The 18476-nt window shown below is 66.6% G+C and carries 22 protein-coding genes and 1 tRNA gene; 15 read left to right on the forward strand and 8 right to left on the reverse strand.

The features are described from left to right. Nucleotides 1-1421: condensation domain-containing protein (locus tag A9X05_RS22920; protein WP_231978456.1), on the reverse strand; the 1421-nt coding region annotated here is incomplete at its 3' end. 52 nt (nucleotides 1422-1473) lie between these two features. Further along, entirely contained in the window at nucleotides 1474-1695 is a 222-nt protein-coding gene (locus A9X05_RS22925) for an MbtH family protein (protein ID WP_067784219.1), read from the reverse strand. Between the two features lie 636 nt (nucleotides 1696-2331). On the opposite strand from A9X05_RS22925, the gene A9X05_RS22930 reads away from it, so the two are divergent. The 8 genes from A9X05_RS22930 (at nucleotide 2332) to A9X05_RS22965 (ending at nucleotide 9665) form a co-directional block, all read left to right on the forward strand. After that, the gene (locus A9X05_RS22930; RefSeq protein WP_067784221.1) at nucleotides 2332-3114 is read left to right on the forward strand and encodes a GAP family protein; all 783 of its coding nucleotides are present in this window, start codon (nucleotides 2332-2334) and stop codon (nucleotides 3112-3114) included. 95 nt (nucleotides 3115-3209) lie between these two features. Then, nucleotides 3210-4733: a CdaR family transcriptional regulator gene (locus A9X05_RS22935; protein WP_067784223.1), complete on the forward strand. Its 1524-nt coding sequence runs from the start codon at nucleotides 3210-3212 to the stop codon at nucleotides 4731-4733. A gap of 126 nt (nucleotides 4734-4859) precedes the next feature. Further along, a complete protein-coding gene (locus A9X05_RS22940; RefSeq protein WP_067784225.1) occupies nucleotides 4860-5456 on the forward strand; it encodes a hypothetical protein in 597 nt (198 codons plus the stop codon). A 270-nt stretch (nucleotides 5457-5726) separates the two neighbouring features. After that, the gene (locus tag A9X05_RS22945; protein ID WP_082971046.1) at nucleotides 5727-6263 is read left to right on the forward strand and encodes a GreA/GreB family elongation factor; all 537 of its coding nucleotides are present in this window, start codon (nucleotides 5727-5729) and stop codon (nucleotides 6261-6263) included. Continuing rightward, entirely contained in the window at nucleotides 6260-6727 is a 468-nt protein-coding gene (locus A9X05_RS22950; protein WP_067784227.1) for a GreA/GreB family elongation factor, read from the forward strand. The genes A9X05_RS22945 and A9X05_RS22950 overlap by 4 nt, the downstream gene beginning before the upstream one ends. A gap of 189 nt (nucleotides 6728-6916) precedes the next feature. After that, on the forward strand, nucleotides 6917-8473 hold the full coding sequence (locus A9X05_RS22955) for a succinic semialdehyde dehydrogenase (protein WP_067784229.1): 1557 nt from the start codon (nucleotides 6917-6919) through the stop codon (nucleotides 8471-8473). 97 nt (nucleotides 8474-8570) lie between these two features. After that, on the forward strand, nucleotides 8571-9149 hold the full coding sequence (locus A9X05_RS22960; protein WP_067784231.1) for a cyclic nucleotide-binding domain-containing protein: 579 nt from the start codon (nucleotides 8571-8573) through the stop codon (nucleotides 9147-9149). Nucleotides 9150-9230: 81 nt separating this feature from the next. Continuing rightward, entirely contained in the window at nucleotides 9231-9665 is a 435-nt protein-coding gene (locus A9X05_RS22965) for a DUF4383 domain-containing protein (RefSeq protein WP_067784233.1), read from the forward strand. On the opposite strand, the gene A9X05_RS22970 is transcribed toward A9X05_RS22965, so the two are convergent. From A9X05_RS22970 to A9X05_RS22980, 3 genes are all read right to left on the reverse strand, one after another. Beyond that, nucleotides 9662-10498 carry an isocitrate lyase/phosphoenolpyruvate mutase family protein gene (locus A9X05_RS22970; RefSeq protein ID WP_067750430.1) on the reverse strand — a complete coding sequence of 279 codons (837 nt, stop codon included), beginning with the start codon at nucleotides 10496-10498 and terminating at the stop codon, nucleotides 9662-9664. The genes A9X05_RS22965 and A9X05_RS22970 overlap by 4 nt on opposite strands. 111 nt (nucleotides 10499-10609) lie before the next feature. Beyond that, nucleotides 10610-11374, reverse strand: a complete 765-nt coding sequence (locus tag A9X05_RS22975) for a cutinase family protein (RefSeq protein ID WP_067750412.1) — start codon at nucleotides 11372-11374, stop codon at nucleotides 10610-10612. A gap of 76 nt (nucleotides 11375-11450) precedes the next feature. Next, the gene (locus A9X05_RS22980; RefSeq protein WP_231969347.1) at nucleotides 11451-11759 is read right to left on the reverse strand and encodes a hypothetical protein; all 309 of its coding nucleotides are present in this window, start codon (nucleotides 11757-11759) and stop codon (nucleotides 11451-11453) included. Nucleotides 11760-11904: 145 nt separating this feature from the next. Between A9X05_RS22980 and A9X05_RS32555 the strand changes: the two genes are divergently transcribed. The 3 genes from A9X05_RS32555 (at nucleotide 11905) to A9X05_RS31790 (ending at nucleotide 13003) form a co-directional block, all read left to right on the forward strand. Then, the gene (locus A9X05_RS32555) at nucleotides 11905-12039 is read left to right on the forward strand and encodes a hypothetical protein (RefSeq protein WP_255369262.1); all 135 of its coding nucleotides are present in this window, start codon (nucleotides 11905-11907) and stop codon (nucleotides 12037-12039) included. A 95-nt stretch (nucleotides 12040-12134) separates the two neighbouring features. Continuing rightward, entirely contained in the window at nucleotides 12135-12818 is a 684-nt protein-coding gene (locus tag A9X05_RS22985) for a DUF2510 domain-containing protein (RefSeq protein ID WP_067784235.1), read from the forward strand. A gap of 26 nt (nucleotides 12819-12844) precedes the next feature. After that, the gene (locus A9X05_RS31790) at nucleotides 12845-13003 is read left to right on the forward strand and encodes a hypothetical protein (RefSeq protein WP_197499177.1); all 159 of its coding nucleotides are present in this window, start codon (nucleotides 12845-12847) and stop codon (nucleotides 13001-13003) included. A gap of 15 nt (nucleotides 13004-13018) precedes the next feature. On the opposite strand, the gene A9X05_RS22990 is transcribed toward A9X05_RS31790, so the two are convergent. Further along, nucleotides 13019-13921: an alpha/beta fold hydrolase gene (locus A9X05_RS22990; protein WP_067750403.1), complete on the reverse strand. Its 903-nt coding sequence runs from the start codon at nucleotides 13919-13921 to the stop codon at nucleotides 13019-13021. Nucleotides 13922-14179: 258 nt separating this feature from the next. On the opposite strand from A9X05_RS22990, the gene A9X05_RS22995 reads away from it, so the two are divergent. Beyond that, nucleotides 14180-14602, forward strand: coding sequence for a DUF4189 domain-containing protein (locus A9X05_RS22995; protein ID WP_067750401.1), 423 nt, complete (start codon nucleotides 14180-14182; stop codon nucleotides 14600-14602). A 9-nt stretch (nucleotides 14603-14611) separates the two neighbouring features. Here the strand turns inward: A9X05_RS22995 and A9X05_RS23000 are convergent, their stop codons facing one another. Then, entirely contained in the window at nucleotides 14612-14809 is a 198-nt protein-coding gene (locus A9X05_RS23000; protein WP_067750399.1) for a hypothetical protein, read from the reverse strand. Between the two features lie 601 nt (nucleotides 14810-15410). On the opposite strand from A9X05_RS23000, the gene A9X05_RS23005 reads away from it, so the two are divergent. The 3 genes from A9X05_RS23005 to A9X05_RS23015 all read left to right on the forward strand — a co-directional run bounded on the left by A9X05_RS23005 (nucleotide 15411) and on the right by A9X05_RS23015 (nucleotide 18240). Next, nucleotides 15411-16664, forward strand: a complete 1254-nt coding sequence (locus A9X05_RS23005; protein WP_067750395.1) for a cytochrome P450 — start codon at nucleotides 15411-15413, stop codon at nucleotides 16662-16664. Continuing rightward, nucleotides 16657-17331 (forward strand): TetR/AcrR family transcriptional regulator, encoded by a 675-nt coding sequence (locus tag A9X05_RS23010; RefSeq protein WP_067750393.1) that lies wholly within the window; start codon nucleotides 16657-16659, stop codon nucleotides 17329-17331. Before A9X05_RS23005 ends, A9X05_RS23010 begins: the two co-directional genes overlap by 8 nt. An 87-nt stretch (nucleotides 17332-17418) precedes the next feature. Continuing rightward, nucleotides 17419-18240, forward strand: a complete 822-nt coding sequence (locus A9X05_RS23015) for an SDR family oxidoreductase (protein WP_067750391.1) — start codon at nucleotides 17419-17421, stop codon at nucleotides 18238-18240. Between the two features lie 127 nt (nucleotides 18241-18367). On the opposite strand, the gene A9X05_RS23020 is transcribed toward A9X05_RS23015, so the two are convergent. Further along, a tRNA-Pro gene (locus tag A9X05_RS23020) sits at nucleotides 18368-18441 on the reverse strand. Nucleotides 18442-18476: the final 35 nt, after the last annotated feature.

The following is an 18476-nucleotide window of genomic DNA, read 5'->3' on the forward strand; positions in this document are numbered from 1 at the left end:
GGCGCGCGGGCCACCTGCGCAGCGAACAACCCGGGCACCGACACCGACCCCGGCACCGGCGCACTCAGAACCGCCCGATTTCCGAACACATCCAGCCGCGCCCGCTCGGCCTCATCGAGCACATCCACCGACGACAACAGCCGCGCCGGATCGGCCGCCATCGCCACCAGCAGCCGCTGCAGCCGGCCCGCCAGGTCCGAGACGTCGAAGTTCGAGAAGGGCTGTCCGACACCCACCGTGCTCAGGAATTGCTGATCCCCGAAGCCGAGGAAGAACAGCCCGAAGTGACCCACCGGGCCAAAGGTCGTGTACGTCGCGGTCGCCGGCACGCCGGCGAGGCTGAGGGTCATCCGGGCCGGGACGAAGTTCACGACGACCCGGTTGGATGCCTGCGGTGCGCCACGGAAGCCGCCGTCGCCACCAAGCATGTGTACCGGGAAACGCTGATGCCGCAACGCCTCCCGTGACCGCGCATCGACCTGCTGGAGAAACTCGGCGGCGGTGATTTGGGGCGACGCGTTCAACACCAGCGGCACCACTCCGGCGAGCATGCCGGGGTGGGTCTTCGACTCCGGGTCCAGCCGGCGGCTGACCGGGAAGTCGAGCACCACTTCGTCGGAATTGTCGGCGCGGAACCCGCGCACCAGGAGTGCGCAGGCGGCGGTGAGGATCGACGACCGGCGGACGCCCAGCGACTTGGACAGTTGTTTGATCGCGCCGAGCACCGACGAGTCCAATCGGACCGGCGGTGAGGGGGCGTATGGGTCCCGGTCGCCGGCGAGCTGGGTGACCCGATAGTCCGGCTCGGCGCCCGTCGGCAGGTGCTCGTTCCAATAGGCCTCGTCGGCAAGATAATCCGCGGATGCCGCGTATTCCGACTCGCCGCTGACGAGATCTTGCACCGAACCGAAGAAGGCCGGCGATACGGCCGTGCCGGAGGCGAGCGCGGAGTAGACGGCCGCGATGCGGCGGCCGATCAGCGCGATGCCCATTCCGTCGATCGCGATGTGATGACAGCAGGTGAACCAGTAGTACTCATCGGGTGCCGTCTGGAACAAATAGAAGTTCATCATCGGACCGGTGAGCGGCATCGGCGTGCGCTGAATAGCCGACGCCCGCTCGCGGGCCTCGCCCTCGGGATCGGCGGACCCGCTCACGTCGTAGAAGACCAGATCGACGTCCGGGTCATCGATCACCCGCTGAAAGACCTGCCCGTCCGCCTCGAAGAAGCGGGCCCTGAGGCTCTCGGCCTCGCCCACCACGTGGCGCATCGCCTGCTCCAACAGACCGCGGTCGACCGCGCCCTCGATCCGGACGAGCACGCCGAGTTGCCACGCGACATCGAAGTGACCCGTTTGCTGAGCGAGCCAGATATCCAGCTGCGCTCGCGTCAGCGGTAGTGCCCGGTCACTGCGTTCCACTAAGTCCCCCCAAAACCCTTCCCGACTCATTCATACCTAGACGGTCTATACATCACAAACCGGGAGCGGACAGCCTCTCGCGCAGCGGTTTCGGGCGAATGTCGGGCCAGTTTTCGTCGATGAAGTCGAGGCAAGCGGTCCGGTCGGCTTCGCCGTAGGCCACCCGCCAGCCGGCGGGGACTTCGGTGAAGGCCGGCCACAAGCTGTGCTGTTCCTCATTATTGACCAACACGACAAATTTGCCGCCCTCGTCGTCGAACGGATTGAGCTGCAATGGACAACCTCCCGGAGCTGACATGTGCAAAGCGCCCGGCGCAGCACCAAAGTCGATGCCGCGCTTCATGATTGGCCGTCAGTTTCGACCAGTGTGGCGCCTCGGCCACCGGCGCCGCGCCTGCGCCGGCGAGCCTCGCGGAGATCCCCGTCGTGATGTGATCGTTGTGGCTGCGTCTCGGGCCCCAATCGGTTCCCCGGCCCGAGTCGCGATACCGTCCGCACCACCAACGGTAGCCCACGGATCTGGATCGGCGGTTTCGCGGGGACCGCCGTTCGCGCACCAGCGAACCCCGAGCGTGCGGGCACTACGACTTGCAACGTCGTAATCCACGGGCCGCCGAGTACCCGACGGTCGGTTGGTCAAACCTGTGAATTTCCTATGCACGAACACAATTCGGCAGCGCGAGCCGCAACCGATCGGCGTTGTGACCAAATTCACCGACACCCGACCGGCCGTCCTCACACCGGATCGGCCCGCAGTTCACGGGTCATCCTGCGTCGGAGCATCGCTTGAACATGTTGCGCCAGGCCGACATTCGCTGGGTGAACCGACATCCTCCGGATCGGTGGCGGGGCGGACGATGCCTTGAGTTTCGGCGTTTAGGGTCGCGCGACGGCGGGTAGAGATGCGCCAATGTGGGGGTCAGTGCTGGGGCTGGGAATTCTCGCGGCGCTGAATCCCGTGCGCCTCGGGCTGGCCCTCCTGATGATCTCCCGACCGCGGCCCGGGCCGAACCTGCTCGCCTACTGGGTGGGCGGCCTCACCGTATGTGTTCCCGAACTTCTCGCGCCCCTGATGCTGCTCAACTTCACGTCGACGTTCGGCTCGTTCGGCCACGGCTCGACCACCAAGGCCCCCAGCTCCACACTTCCGCACATCCAGATCGGCCTCGGCGTGCTCGGGCTGTCGATCGCCGCGGTGATGGCCGTGCGCTTTTCGACGCGGCAGCGAGCGGAGGCCGGCGTATCGAGCGACGCGACCTCGACGCCCACGGCAGCGCCGATCGCGGTGCCGCGATTCTTGAGCCGCGCCGGGGACCTCCCCCCGGAGGAGCTTTCCGGACCCCGGCGTTGGCTCCACCGCGCCCACCGCGCGTGGGAGCAGGGGTCGCTGTGGATCGCATGGGTGATCGGGCTGGCGTCGGTTCCGGTCGACGGGGTGCTGTTCATCCTGGCGATCATCGTCACCTCGAGGGCCGCGATCGCCACACAGGTCAGCGCCTCGATCGCGTTCGTCCTGCTGATGTATTCGGTCGTCGAGGTGATCCTGGTGGGGTACGTCGCCGCGCCGGCAAGGACCCAGGCCGCGCTGCGGCAGCTGCACGACTGGGTGCGCGCCTATCACCGGCGGATCTTGGTTACCGTCTTCACGGTGGTAGGGGTCTCGCAGCTGGCCCAGGGCATGCACATCCTTTGAGCGGTCGGGTAACAAACCCGGCAATCACATCCGGCCGGAGACCGCGGGAGGATACAAAGGCATCAGCGTCTCGATAATCGGCGTTGGGAGCCCCCGTGATCACTCTGGACCGCTTGGTGAATGTGCTGGGTGGTCACGGGGTCCGGCTGGGTTGGTCGTCGGTGCCTCGGTCGACCGAGCTGCGCAGCGTGGTCATTCACGAGATGTCGGGCGGGCGGGCCGTCGTCGGTGATGTTCTGCTGGCGATCGGCGCCGAATCTCTGAGCGACGCCGTCGAGTGGGCGAACTCGGCGGGAGCGGTGGTGGTGTTGACGCGCGAGGGTGCTGAGCCGCTGACGGTAGGCGAGGACACCGGGGTCGGGGCGGTGCTGCTGGTCGAGGAGACGCTGCCGTGGAGCGAGCTGGCCGCGGTCATCTACGGGCTGGTACTGGAGGGCCGCGAAACCGCGGCCGGCCGTGGTCCGACCGATCTCTTCGCGCTGGCCGACAGCCTGGCGGACGCGATCGGCAGCGCGGTCGTCATCCACGATGAGCTGCTGCGCGTGCTGGCGTATTCACGGCTGCAGCAGGACCCCGATCCGGCCCGGGTCGAGACGATTCTGAGCCGACAGGTGCCGGAGCGGCTGCGCGCACTGTTCGAATCCCGGGGCGTGTTCGCGCACCTGGCGGTCGCCGAAGAGCCGCTTTTCGTCGAGGGCGATCCCGCATACGGGTTGACGGGCCGCATGGTGGTGGCGGTGCGCTCCGGGCGAGAGCTGATGGGGTCGGTGTGGGTGGCGTGTTCCGAGCCGCTCGACGAGCAGGCGCGCACCGCCCTGGCTGCGGGCGCGCACACGGTGGCCATGCACGTGCTGCGGTCCCAGGCCAGCGCCGACCTGGAGCGTCAGGTGGAATCCGAGCTGGCGATCCGGCTCCTCGAGGGCAGCGCCGACGCCGCCACGGCGGCGAGCAGGCTCGGCCTGCCCCAGAGCGGCTTACGGGTGATCGCGCTGCAGGCGTCGGTGGGTGCCGAACGCGACGCGGCCCTGCTGCTGGCCTTCGAGCGCGCCACCACCGGCTTCGGGTGGTCGCGGCCGGGGCGTAGCGCCCTGGCGGGCAACACCGTCTACACCCTGCTTCCCGCGGATCAGGCCACCGCGGCCCGCCACTGGGTGACCGCACTGGCGGCGGCCCTGCCCGAAGGGGTGACCGTGTTGGCCGGCATCAGTGGGCCGGCCGACGTGGCCGAGCTCGCCGCGGCCCGGCAGGAGGCCGACGAATGCCTGGCCTTGCACGAGGCGTCGCCCACCTGCGCGCCGCCCGCCTACGACGAATCGTGGGATGACATCCTGCTGCAGCGGTTGCGCACCGCGGCGCGCGCCGGCCGGGCCCCGACCCGTGGACCGGTGGCCGAGCTGCGCCGGCACGACCGCGCCAACGGCACCGACTACCTCGCCACGCTGCGGGCATGGTTAGAGGCCCAGGGCGATCCGGTCGAGGCCGGTGAGCGTCTCGGTGTGCACGAGAACACCGTCCGTTACCGGCTCCGAAAGATGGCCGAAATCAGCAATCTTCCCTTGGACGACGCCAGGAAGCGGCTCGCCATGATGATCGAACTCGCGGCCACCGACATCGATTGATCGCGCTGTCGGAATCCGACAACGCGCGCCGGCTCCCTTGTCGGATCGGCGCAAGCCGCGCGGTGCCCGGCCGAGCCAAGATTAGGTGACCAACCACGGTCGCCACCCACTCGACGAGGACATCCGATGACCACCCCCCGACACGATCACCCCGAGCTGGAGACGTTCACCGTTCCCCTGCCGCGGGGACTGCTCGCTCGGCTGTTTCGCCGCAGCCCGCTGGTCCGGTCGACCGACCGGCTGGAGGCGCTGCTGTTGGTGTTGGCCATCGCGGTGTCGCTGGTCACCGTACCGATCGCCGCCGCCGTGGGCACCGCAATCCATGAGGACCGTAGCCGCGTCTACGCCGAACAGGTGCAGACGCGGCGCCCGGCCACCGCGACGGTCGTCGGGGACAGCCATCCCCGCACCGATCTCGGAAGCCCGACGGTCATGGTGCCCGCCCGATGGGATTTCGCCGGCGCCGAGCGCACCGGGGACATCGCCGCACCGCTCGCGGTGAAAGTCGGTGACCAGATAGACATTTGGGTCGACGACCGGGGCGCGCCGGTTACCCGGCCGAAGATGTCGCCGGGGGACGAGGCGGTCGCGATCGCCGTGGCGATCTGGCTCGCCGTGACCCTGCCCGTCGCGGCGTCCGTCGCCGGCGCCCGCTACGCCCTCGACCGAATCCGTTACGCCAGATGGCAACACGACTTCGACCGGCTCGTCGGCCCACAGTGAGCTGAGGTCGCTGGCACGGCGACCGTGTTGTCGGCCCTCGACAATGGCCCACTCCGGCATTGTCCGATTCGGGCAAGCGCCCCGACCGCCACGTGGGTCACCATGGAGTTAAGAGTCGAGGCCAGAAGCGGAGATTGGTTGACGCACAGCATATCTGGCGCAGCACGGCCTCATTAAGACCCGCCCGGCAAGGGCTTCGCGTCGTCAGGGACGGCTGCCACCCGACGGCCCGTCCCTGACGACACCCCTACTTGCGAAAGGAAATAAGAGATGACCAGTCTCACACCGGCCTACATCACTCCGCAGCAGCGCCGCCGATTACAGGACGAACTCGCCGCGTTGCGCTCCCAGCGCGGCATCGAAGTCCCCGACGACGCCATGGATTACGGCGGTGATCGCGCGGCGCGACCCGCGGCGCGGCGGGAACGCATCCGCGAGATCGAAGACCTGTTGGCCACCGCCGCCGTCCGCGACGATCCCGGGCGCGAAAGGACCGCTGGCCCGGGCATGGTGCTGACCATTCGCTACGACGCCAGCGGTGAAACGGAGACGATGCTGCTCGGCCGCCGCGGCGCCGAGGACGCCGACATCAACGTGTATTCGATGGCGTCGCCGCTGGGCCGGTGCATCGCCGGCGCCCGCCCCGGCGAGCAACGCATCTACGCGATCCCCCACGAGACGGGCCGGCTCGTGACGCTGCTCAAGGCGACTCCCTACGGCGGCCCGTCACGAACTCCAAGGCGCGCAACACTTCCCGCAGGGAACCATTGGTCCCCGCTGACGCATGAGAAAGGAAAAAGAACATGACCAGCGTGCAACCCACTTGGCTTACGCAGCAGGCCTACGTGCGGCTTCGGCAAGAACTGGCCACCCTGCGCGAATTGTGCGACGGCAACGCGGTCGGCGATGACGCCGACGGGAACGCTGTCGCGGTGCGGCGCGCGTGGTGGCTGCGGATGCAACGGATTCAGGACCTGTTGGCCGACGCCGTAGTCGGCGAGGATCCCCCCGACGACGGAATCGCCGAACCCGGCATGGTTTTGACGGTGCGCTACGACGACACCGGCGACGTCGAGACCTTCCTGCTGGGTGCCCGCGGCGCCGAGCACGGCGACGTGGAGGTCTACTCGACCAATTCCCCGCTCGGCTCCGCGATCGCGGGCGCGCGTCCCGGTGAGCGGCGCGCCTACCTACTGCCCAGCGGCGTCGGGCTGACGGTCACGCTGCTGGACGCGGTGCCGTACGGGGCCTACCTCGCGAGCACCAACTAGTGCCCGGCATCGGGGGGTTGTGATCGCATGCTGTTCGAGCTGATCGACCCGTTGGCAATGATGTTGCTTCTGTTCGCAGCGCTCTTCCTCGTCATGGCGCTCGCGTACGGGCGCATGTGACGGCCGCCGCGGCGTTCCAGACGGATAGGCTGGTGGCCTGGCCGCCGTGCTCATTGGGGAGGTAACGACATGCCCGCACCGTCAGCCGAGGTGTTCGACCGCTTGCGGCAACTGGCCGCGATCAAGGATCTCGCCGCGCGCCCGACGAAGACGATCGACGAGGTCTTCACCGGTAAACCCCTGACCACGATCCCGATCGGGACGGCCGACGACGTCGAGGCCGCGTTCGCCGAAGCGCGCGCGGCCCAGGTCGAGTGGGCGGCCCGTCCCGTCGCCGAGCGCATCGACGTCATCAGCCGCTATCGCGACCTGGTGGTCGAGCACCGCGAATTCCTGATGGACCTGCTGCAGGCCGAGGCCGGCAAGGCCCGCTGGGCGGCGCAGGAAGAAATCGTCGACCTGATGGCGAACGCGAACTACTACGTGCGGGTCTCCGCCGACCTGCTCAAGCCGCGCACGGTGCAGTCGTTGCTCCCGGGCGTCGGCAAGACCACGGTCTGTTACCAGCCCAAGGGCGTCGTCGGGGTCATTTCGCCGTGGAACTACCCGATGACGCTGACGGCGTCCGACTCGGTGCCCGCACTGCTGGCCGGCAACGCGGTGGTGCTCAAGCCGGACAGCCAGACCCCGTATTGCGCCCTGGCCTGCGCCGAGCTGCTCTATCAGGCCGGCCTGCCGCGAGCGCTCTACGCGATCGTCCCCGGGCCGGGTTCGGTGGTCGGCACCGCGATCATCGACAACTGCGACTACTTGATGTTCACCGGCTCGACCGCCACCGGCAGGCAACTCGCCGAGCACGCGGGCCGTCGGCTGATCGGGTTTTCCGCCGAGCTCGGGGGCAAGAACGCGATGATCGTCACGCGGGGAGCCAACCTCGACAAGGCCGCCAAGGCGGCCACCCGGGCATGCTTTTCCAACGCGGGCCAGCTGTGCATCTCCATCGAACGGATCTATGTCGAGAAGGACATCGCCGACGAATTCGTCGGCAAATTCGGCGCCGCGGTGCGGAGCATGAAGCTGGGCACCGCCTATGACTTCTCGGTGGAGATGGGCAGCTTGATCTCCGGGGGGCAGCTGGACACCGTGACGGACCACGTGGACGACGCGAAGGCCAAGGGCGCCAAGGTGATTGCCGGCGGCAAGGCCCGACCCGACATCGGACCCCTGTTCTACGAGCCGACGGTGCTCACCGACGTCACGCCCGAGATGGAGTGCGCGGCCAACGAGACGTTCGGGCCGGTGGTGTCGATCTACCCGGTCGCCGACGTCGACGAGGCGGTCGAGAGGGCCAACGACACCGAGTACGGGCTGAACGCCAGCGTCTTCGCCGGCTCCTCCGCGGAGGGCCAGCAGATCGCCGCCCGGCTGCGCTCGGGGACCGTGAACGTCAACGAGGGTTACGCGTTCGCCTGGGGCAGCCTCAGCGCGCCGATGGGCGGGATGGGTCAGTCCGGGGTGGGCCGGCGGCACGGTCCCGAGGGGCTGCTGAAGTACACCGAATCGCAGACGATCGCAACCGCTCGCGTCTTCAATCTCGATCCGCCGCTTGGCATTCCGAGCACGCTGTGGCAGAAGTCGCTGGTTCCCGTAGTGCGCGCGGTGATGAGGCTTCCCGGGCGGAACTGACCGCGACGCCTTCCGGCGGGGGCCGGATCTAGAGTTACGCCGCACATCCGCGTTACGCTCCTCGATGTAGCGTCACATCGCACGTCAGGAGTTCGCTATGAAGGCCGACGAGAAGCAATATCTGGAAGACGCTCGTCGGTTACGCCAGTACGCCACCTTCGAGAAGTTCTCGGATGCCGAACTGCAGCGCCTCGCCCGGGTGGCTCATCGCACTTCGACGTCGGCCCCGTTGCCGCTGATCCACGAGCAGACGCCCTCGGACTCCTGCTACATCCTGCTCAGCGGAGAGGTGGGCGTCTACGCCGGCCGGGATCGCATCGCCGTGCTCGGGCCGGGAGAGGTGATCGGCGAATCGGCGCTGCACCGGGGCAAACTGCGTTCCGCCACCGTGACGACGATGGGGCCGGCGGAGGTCTTGCGGATCGAGCGTGACGAACTCACCAAAGCCCTCGACGAAATCCCGGCGCTGCGCGAAATCATCGACGCGTCCGTCGCGCGACACGTGCCCGTAGACCTGCCGCCGAAGCCGAAACCGCAGCGCACGAAGTTGGGCGCGTCCATTCACACCGAGCTGGTCGAGCGGTTCGAGCAGGCCGCCGACGCGGCCGGCGTGGAGGTCGCGACCGCGCTCGAAGACGCGATGACCCAGTGGATCGAACGGAACAGCACTTCCTAGCCGCCGCGGCCGCACCCGTTGTCACGGTCTACTACCGCGCGTAGTATTCGGGCTATCCCGCCGTGCACAAGGAGGTGCAATGTGAGGTGGAGTTTCGCCCAGGTCGGGCTGTTGATCATCTGCGCTTTCCATGTCATCCAGGCGGTGGCCGGCCTCGTCATCAATCCCAGCTTCGCCACGGGGCCAACGGCGCCGACCGTTCAACTGCTCGGCATGGATTACAACGGCTGGCACGCCGTCGCCGGCCTCGCCCTGTTCGCCCCGGGTCTGGTGTTCGCGATGCGCAAGTCGTGGGCCGTGCTCTATCTGTTGATCGCCGCGATAGCCGGTGCGCTGCCGGGCATTTGGGCCTTCTTTTCGCACCAGGTCGCCTTCGTCTTCACCTTCCCCAACAACGTCACCGACGGCGTCGTGCACCTGGTGACCGCCGCGGTGATGGTCGCGGTGGCGGCGGTGCAGATCCGGCTGGACGGTGGGCTGAAGAATTCCCTCGCCGATCTCCGGAAGGTGTCCTAGCTCGAACGTTCCGTGAACAGCCCATTGAGCTCGTCGAAGCCGCTGGCTCCTGCCAGTCCCCCAAAGGACCCGTCCTCGATCAGCTTTCGCGCGGCGGCCAGGAACGCACCCCACGCGACCCGGCTGAAGGCCGAGCCCACGCTGATCCGTCGCACCCCTAGCTGCGCGAGATCGGTCACGGTCGACCCCGTGTCGGACGACACCAGAACGTTGACCGGATACGGCCGCACCGCGTCGACGAGGGCCGCGATGTCCTCTTTCTTACGAATGCCGGGTGCGAAGAGCACCTCGGCTCCCGCCTCGGCGTAGGCCTGCAGCCGCCTGATGGCCTCGGCGAGCGGATCGGGGTGGCCGTAGAGGAAGCACTCCGCGCGGCCGGCCAACATGACGTCGGCGCCCGAGTCGTCGATCGCCGAACGCGCGGCGCGAACGCGATCGGTGGCCTCGGCCAGTCCGAAGAGCGGCGCCCGGTCGCTGCCCGTGCCGTCCTCGATGGAGAGCCCGGCCACGCCGGTGGCCACGCAGCGCGCCACATTGTCGGCGAGCTCCCCGGCGTCGGTGGCGTAACCGGCCTGGAAGTCCGCGTTGACGGGAACGCTGACCGCGGCCACGATTTCGGCGATGTTGTCCAGTGCGTCGTCGACGGAGAGGGCGGTCACCGTGTCCGGCAGACCGCGCGCGAAGCACAGGCCGGCGCTCGTCGTGGCCAGCGCCGGGAAGCCGAGCCGGGCGAGCGCGATCGCGGAGCCGGCGTCCCACGGATTCGGGATGACGAAACACCCCTCTTGATGGAGCCGGCGAAATTGCGCTACGACGTCGCGGTGTGAGTCCACCACCCGATTATGCTCGCGCCGGTCCGAACCCACCGCCGCTCGATCCGACTTGGACGCGGAAGCGGTTGTGCGCCTTGATATTCGATTTGGCTCACGTGACCCGAGCCCGAGTCAACGGGCGGGGCCCGGGAACGCGACGGCGGTCGTCGGCGCGCCGGGACTTACACCCACCGGACCGCGGGGGCCTTCGCCAAGGCGACCGGCCGCAAACGCGGCACCCTGGTCAATCATCGCCGTGTTGGTCGAGTACGTGTCGTGCGCGGCGAAATTCATTCCCTCGGAGCAGATCGGGTCCCCCGGAGCGCATACCTGGATGGTTTTGGCCTGATAGAGCGGGCCGATGACGACCGGTGGCTCGCCGAAGAAGCTCATCGCCTTGTCGCTGGGCAATGCGAACAGCACGACCGAGGAGATGTGGTTGGCCACCTCGGGGTCCATCGGTTTGGGTACGCTCGCCGGATCGATCCCGGCCGGTACCGCGGCCGACGTCACGAAGCCCATCACGGCGGCCCCCTGGGAATAGCCGCTGAGCACCATCTTGGTGTTGGGGCAGTCGCGGGCCATCGAGACGACGTGGGCGCCCGCGTCCCTGACGCCCGCCTCCCCCGCGCTTGTCCAGTCATGGGTGGCGGGGTAGTCGACGGGATACACGTCGAGCGAATTGGCGCCGAGGCGCGGGCGCACGGAATCGACGAATGCCTGTCCGGTCGGCCCAAGACCCGGAGGGTCGTCGGTACCGCGGGCGAACACCACCTGGACGTCCGGACACGGCCCGGCGGAGGCGACCGGGATCGCGGAAGCAAGGACCGAAGCGCCAGCGCTTGACACCCCGACCACCGCACAACCGAGGAAGCGGGAAAAGCGACGCGCAATCATGGCGCTGTGTGCCCAACGCATGCCACTTCTAAACCATGAATTTTCGCCCGCTGGTCGCCTACTTGGCCGCTGCGGTCTAGCTGTCCGGCTGCCCGGCGTCAGCTATGGAACCCAGCCGCTCGCTCACCCGGGCCAGCGCCGCGTCGAAGATCTCCACCTTTTCGCCGCGCTTCTCGCTGGCCGGCTGGACCGCGCCGCGGGCGCCTTCGGCCTCCACCCGGGCCGCACCCTGCCGCCGCAACAAGCTGAAGTTCTTCTCCCGCGCTTGCCTGAGGCGGCTCTGCAAGTCCTTCAGCGACTGCTCGTCCATGCGCGTCAGGGCCTCGGGGTGACTCTCGCCGATCAAGGAACTTTCCTGCTGGGTCAGGTTCACGTGGCTGCTCACTCCTAGATTCATAGCCCGAACCGGGCACACCGACGCGTCGAACGTCGGACGTCACGCCGAACCGTCACGCCCGGGCCATCTCGGGTTCACGTCGCGTCGACGGTGCGCGGCGCGGGTAGTCCTTCGGTCGACGAAGGGAGTTGCGATGGGCAAGCATTCGAAGAAGGACGACGACGGGCCGAACGGTGACCCCCCGGGTCCGGCGGATCACGGCCGCGAGGGCGGGATGGCGACCCGTGAGAATGCGCCGGAACTCACCGAGCCCGACCGCGAGGACTGAAAGCGTGCGAGCATGACAGCTTAGGAAACGGACCCGTTTCCAAAGGTCAGGACTGCCGGTCGCCGAGATGCCCCCGTCACGACGAAAATGGATAGATGCCACCTGAACAGGCGCCGCCCCCGCCTAAGTCGGCGCCGGGCTGGTATCCCGATCCCGCGGGGGTGGGCCACGGGCTGCAACGGTATTTCGACGGCACCAACTGGACCACCGAGTGGGCGTTCTCCACCGAACCGCCGAAGAAGGACTCCCCCGGCGGGAAGGCGGCCCTGGCCCTGGCGGCGCTGGGCGCCCTGGTCCTCCTCGTCATCGTCGGCAAGAGCTGGGTTTTCGACCCGAAGAAGGACGGTCAATCGCCCCCTCCGAGCAGTTCGGCCGCGGCGGGACCGCCGGAATCGACCGCGGCCGCGCCGTCGACACCGGCCGGTCCCAAGAAGCCCGATGGCGTCACCTTCACCACCACCCCGGGCCCGGACGGCGACGTGGTCGACGCGCGATTTGCCATCCGCGACAACTACACCGAGCAGATGATCAAGGACGGCGCCCGGACGGACACTATCGACATCCTCAGATACGCCAGGGCGACCTATCCCGACGCGTCCGCGGTGAACGTGCAGGGCACCTTCCCGATGACCGACCCGTACGGCAACACCGCGACGCACGTCGCGATCGACCTCACGTATTCGCGGGCAACGCTGAACAAGATCAACTTCGACGGCATCACCAAAGCCAGCATCTGGGAGATTCGGGATTCGGGCACCATTCTCCCGGCTTTCCAGTAGTCGGCCGGGGCGCGGATAATCGCCTCGTGCCCACCGAACCCCCAACCCGGCCGCCGGCCTCGCCGAAGCCCCCGCGGGCGCGCGTCACGCCCGAGGATCTGGAGAGGTTCGGTGACGAGGAGCAGATGCGCGCGGCGTCGGACGAGGGCCGGCTCCGCGACGAGCGACCGCCGCATCACGGCTAGCCCACCGCTTCTGGCTCAGCCGGCGGCGACGCGGTCGACGTGGGCGAGGAAGTGCGTCACCACCGCGTCGGGCGCCTCGATCTGTGGCCAGTGCCCGATGTCGTCGGCGAGCATCACCACGTCGGGTTCGGGAATGACCTCGGCGTAGCGGCGCGCCATGTGGGCCCCGGAGTTGGGGTCGATCGGCCCGTCGATCAACCGCATCGGAACCGCGGTTTGCCGCATGGCGCGCACCCAGCGGTTGCGGTGGGTGTAGCGATCGTTGATGAACCGGCCGACCTTGTGCAGGACGCGGCGGCCGTCGTTGTAGTCCAGGATCTGGTTGAACACCTCCATCATGTGCCGGGTCGGCTTGGTGTTCGGACCGAACATCTCGCGCAGCGTCGGTTCCAGCAGCCGACGGGACACGGGACTGTTCTGGACGCGACTCAAGACGTCGCCCAACGGGGTGCCGGACATCAGCTTCTGCGCCGTCCTGGGCGTGTAGGCCTCGATGAACATTCCACCGTTGAGCCACGTGATCGAATCGATGCGCAGCGCGCCGTAGCTTTGCTGACCGAACTCGTGCCGAGCCAGCATCTCCTGGCCCACCGAATCGCCGATGTCATGGGCCAGGATGTGCGCGTTGCCGACGTTGAGGTGCGCCAGCAAAGCCTCATGCATGTCGGCATGGTCGGTCACCGCGTATTGGTAGGCCACCGGCTTCTCGGAAAACCCCATGCCGATCATGTCGGGCGCGATGACGGTGAACCGTTGCGTGAGTTTCGGCCAGATCGATGCCCAGTCAAAGGAATTGAACGGATACCCGTGGATCAGCAGCAGCGGGGGTCCGCTGCCCTCGACGCGGTAGAAGATGTTGAAGCCCAGGTAGTCGAAGTATTCGCCGGCGGCCAGCCAGCCTCCCAGTTCAGCGTCCATGACGTCATCATCCTTGGCGCCTAGGGCGTTCGCCCGACCTTCTCCGCATTTACGGCGTGGAATGTTGCCACAGCAAAGCATCAGCGGAACGGTCGCCTGCCGGCGCCGCCTCGCGCCTCAGCGGTCGCCGACCGGTCACTGTGAAGATTTGCTACGTCCGTGTCAAGGCCTTGTTAATGACGACGCACACCCGCCGTCGAACCCGCACCGTAGGAGTACGGCACGCCTTCTGCCGGAACACGATGTGAAAGGAAGCATGTGTTCAAGCCTCTTGTTCCCGCGGTGATCCTTGCTGTTTGTGCCGTCGGACTGGCCGCGCCGGCACAGGCCCAGGGCGGCTTCATCGTGATCGCGGGGTCGGACTCCACCCACGCCGTCGATGTCACCGTCGGCGGCAGTCACGCCAGCCTGGCTGACGTCGAGTCGTACGCGGTCAGCCATTGCGCCGAGAAGCACGGCGCAACCGATTGCCACGTTCTCGCCGAAGGCCGCGGCGGCTGTGTGGCCCTCTCCGACAACGGTCACGGCTTGGTCGGGGGCTGGGGTCCCACCCGCAATGCCGCCGGTGCCGCGGCGGCGGCCAAGGTGGCGTCGGGACAGCCGAACGTCGACGGCACCCGCTGCGTCGTCGACCCGGACCTGATCTCCACCGGGAGTTTCTCGTTCGTGGCCACGCAGTAGCCGCCTCATTTACCAGCCCCACTCGTCATCGTCGAGGACGTCCACGGTGACGGCATTGTCCGCGGGCCTCTTCGTCCCATAGAGGAACGTGAGCAGAGTCTGGTCATCGCCCAGCGGTTCGGTGGCGACGACGGTGGCGTGCCCGATCTTCATCCGGATCCGGTCGCCGGGCTTGAGTTCGTCGACGCGCTTAAGCGGCACGCTCACCCATCAACGCCGCGCACGGTTTTGTCCCCACAGTTGCCATCATCCACGCGGCAACCGAATTCGTCCGGCGAGGGTTGACGAAACGGAGTGGCTGACTCCTGATGTGTTGTCGGGCTGTCAGGATTTGAACCTGCGACCACCTGACCCCCAGACGTAACGGCAGTATCCGTAGGCGTCTGGGGGCGTATTACTTAAGCGTTGTGCCACAACGGATTAACGTTTCCAAGCACAGCTACGAACAAGCACGGAAATTCACGGTCAAATTACCGAATGGCGGTACGGGCACCTTGCACGCCGAGGTGCGTTCGCGACTCGCGTCGGACGACGCTCGACGTCGCCGCGACCGCTTTGAGACTGATGCGAAAGTGGGCGTCGGGCAGTCTGGCGCGAGACGGACCGCACCGAGGGTCTCGACGAACTACTGCCCTCGCAGCGACGCGGACGTCAGGCGACAATCCGTATGACCTCGCCGGGCAGCAGGGATGATGAGCTGCGAGGACACCATTGTGCGTTGACGAGCTCAGCGTCATGGTCATACACTTTAGGCGCAATTGTCCGCGCCTTGGCCCGTCGGGGCATCAATGGAATGTGAGATATCGCGATGAACGTAAGTAGCGCCGCTGCCAACGTCTTCGAAGCTGGCCTGCCCACGTTCAGCTACGACTTCACCGCCACTCCGCAGGACATCCTCGAAGACGTGCGAATTGCGCAATCGCGTGCGCCCATCGCCATTGGCCCGCTCGGTCCGGAAATACTGACTTACGATTTGGCAAGGGATATCCTGCGCGACAGCAAGTTTCGGTTGCCACCCGGACTCACACTGGCAGCGCAGGGCGTCACCTCAGGTCCGCTCTACGACAAGATGATGAGCAGCCTTCTCGGTCTCGACGGTCCGCCACATACTCGCTTACGCAAGCTGGTGTCCAGGGCGTTCACTCCCCGCTCGACCTCACGCCTTCAGGACACCATCCATGAGGTGGTGAACGAGCTGATCGATCAAGTGGTAGAGGCCGGTCGTTGCGACGTGGTGACCGACATCGCGCGGCCCTATCCCACCCCGATCATGTGTGCGCTGATCGGTGCGCCTCGGGAAGACTGGCATCTTTTCGCACAGTGGACCGACCAGATCTTCAAGGCTTTCAACTTTCAGCCCGACGTCACCTTCGATGAAGCCGCGATCATGCGGTCGTGGAGCGAACTGGACGCCTACGTGGATGACATGGTCGCCACACGCCGGAGGCATCTGACTGATGATCTGTTGTCTGAGCTCATACGCGCCGAAAGCGAGGGCGACAGGCTCAATCTGGATGAGCTGCGCATGCTGGTGGCTGGCTTCTTGATGGCGGGGACGGACACGACGCGAAACCAACTGGCCGCTTCGGTGCAGGTGCTGTGCGAGCATCCGGATCAATGGGCGAAGCTCGGTGAGCAACCAGAGCTTGCGATGCAGGCCGTTGAGGAGAGCATGCGGCACTCGCCCGCGGTCTGTATCGCAGTGCGAGCCGCCACCGAGGATGCCGAGTTCGGTGGTTACACGTTCCCGGCGGGCACCTTGGTCGTCGTAAACACCTTTGCCGCCAACCGTGATCCGGCGATTTATGAGAATGCGGATCGGTTCGACATCGCGCGTAAGGACCTGCCCGCGATTCTGACTTTCGGTGGTGGCGCGCACTACTGTCTGGGGGCGAACCTCGCACGCCGGGAATTGGCGGAAGCACTTATAGTCCTCACCCGACGTCTCACCGCACCCCATCGGACCGCTCCGGCGCCGTGGAAATCCCTGCTCGGTATGACCGGCCCCACGACACTTGAGATCGAGTTCGACAGCGAAATGCTTGTGGCAGCGGATGCGTAGTCGCGGCTGGGCGGGTGTCACACCCGCCTCGGACGAGGAGGCAATCGCCCGCATTCTGGATGCGGTAGACGAGGTGATCGCTGAACACGGATCGGCGATACGGCTTGCCGACGTCGCCCGAAGGCTCGGAGTCACTCGTCAGACGGTATACCGGTACTTTCCCAACGCCGACGCGCTGCTCATCGCCAGCGCGATGCGTGCGGTCAACGGTTTCATCGACCAAGTTGTAGACCACGTCAGCGGCCTCAACGACCCGGTCACTGCGATCGTCGAAATCATCTCGTTCGCAGTGGAGAACCTTACCGGCGATCCGCAGTTGGAGAAGCTACTTACCCGGCCACCCGGGGGCGAAGCTGCCACCTCGCTCACCTCCGATACAGCGATCATTTTCTGCTTGTCGGCCTTCCACCGCCTCGACGTCGATTGGCAGCTTCACGGTTTCGACGCCACCGCGCTCAATGAGCTTGCCGAAATGACCTTGCGCACAGTGCATTCGCTCCTGACCGATCCCGGAAAGCGGCAGCGCGACGGAAGCGCACTGCGCCGCTTTGTTGCGCGATGGCTCGGTCCAGCGATCCTCTATCCACGGATGACGTCCTTGCCGGTCCACGAACGGCACGCATCATCGGATGAGCACATCGACCCGGACAGGTGCGCTGAATCGTGAACTTCGGACGAGAGGCCGCCGACGGTGCCACTATCTGACCGACAGGCTGGCAATTACCCTGCAAGGGCGAGCGATCATCTTTCGCCAATGGCATCGACCGTGTCGGGCAAGGTTGCATTCGTTACCGGCGGGGCGTCCGGCATTGGCGCCGCGTTGGCGACCAACTTGGTCGATGGGGGCGCCGAGGTCTGGATCGCCGATCGTCAGATCGGCCCCGCGCAGGATCTGGCGCAACGCCTCAGCGGGGGTGGCACAAAGGCGCACGCGATTGAGCTGGATGTGCGCTGCTACCCATCGTTTGAGCGTGCCGTCGCCGAGGCGGTAGGGCAGTCCGGGCGGATCGACTACCTGTTTAACAACGCAGGCATTTTGGTTGACCGTGAGGTCGACTCGTACACGCTCGATGACTGGAACGACGTGTTCGATGTGAACCTGCGCGGCGTGGTGCACGGCATCCAGGCGGTCTATCCGATCATGATCGGGCAGCACTCCGGCCACATCGTGAACACAGCCTCGATCGCCGGTCTCGCCACCGGCGCAGTGCCGGCCAGCTACGCCGCCACCAAGCACGCCATTGTCGGGATCTCCAAGTCGTTGCGCATCGAGGCCGAGCGCCACGGCGTGCAGGTATCGGTGCTTTGTCCTGGCATGGTCTCGACTCCGATGGTGCTAACGGACAGACATCGGGGGATGGCACCGGGACCAATACAACGCTTTCTAGAAACTTCAAAACCCGAACGGTTCGCCGAGCGCGCCCTTCGTGCCGTGTTGCGGGGGGACGCGATCATTGTGTTGCCGACGTGGTGGAAGGCATTCTGGTACCTGGAGCGGTTCTCGCCCGCGTTGTCGATGCTCGTCGCAAAAGCCATGCTTAAGCAAAAACGCCGGATGCAGTCCACCGCCGCCTGATCTGCTGTCTCATGGCTAGGCACACCGGGTCTGAAACTCGCGTGGGCCGGTACGGTGGGTGATCTTGCCGCCGGGCATGCAGCCATACGTTTCTGCTAGCCACGCTTCGGGCAAAGTATTCCTGAAGTCGGGCTGACAGGATTTGAACCTGCGACCACTTGACCCCCAGTCAAGTGCGCTACCAAACTGCGCCACAGCCCGGAGCCGCCGGATCACCGGCAGCAGGTCGAAAGCCT

This window comes from Mycobacterium sp. E3298 (genome assembly GCF_001666895.1).
Taxonomy (GTDB): Bacteria; Actinomycetota; Actinomycetes; order Mycobacteriales; family Mycobacteriaceae; genus Mycobacterium.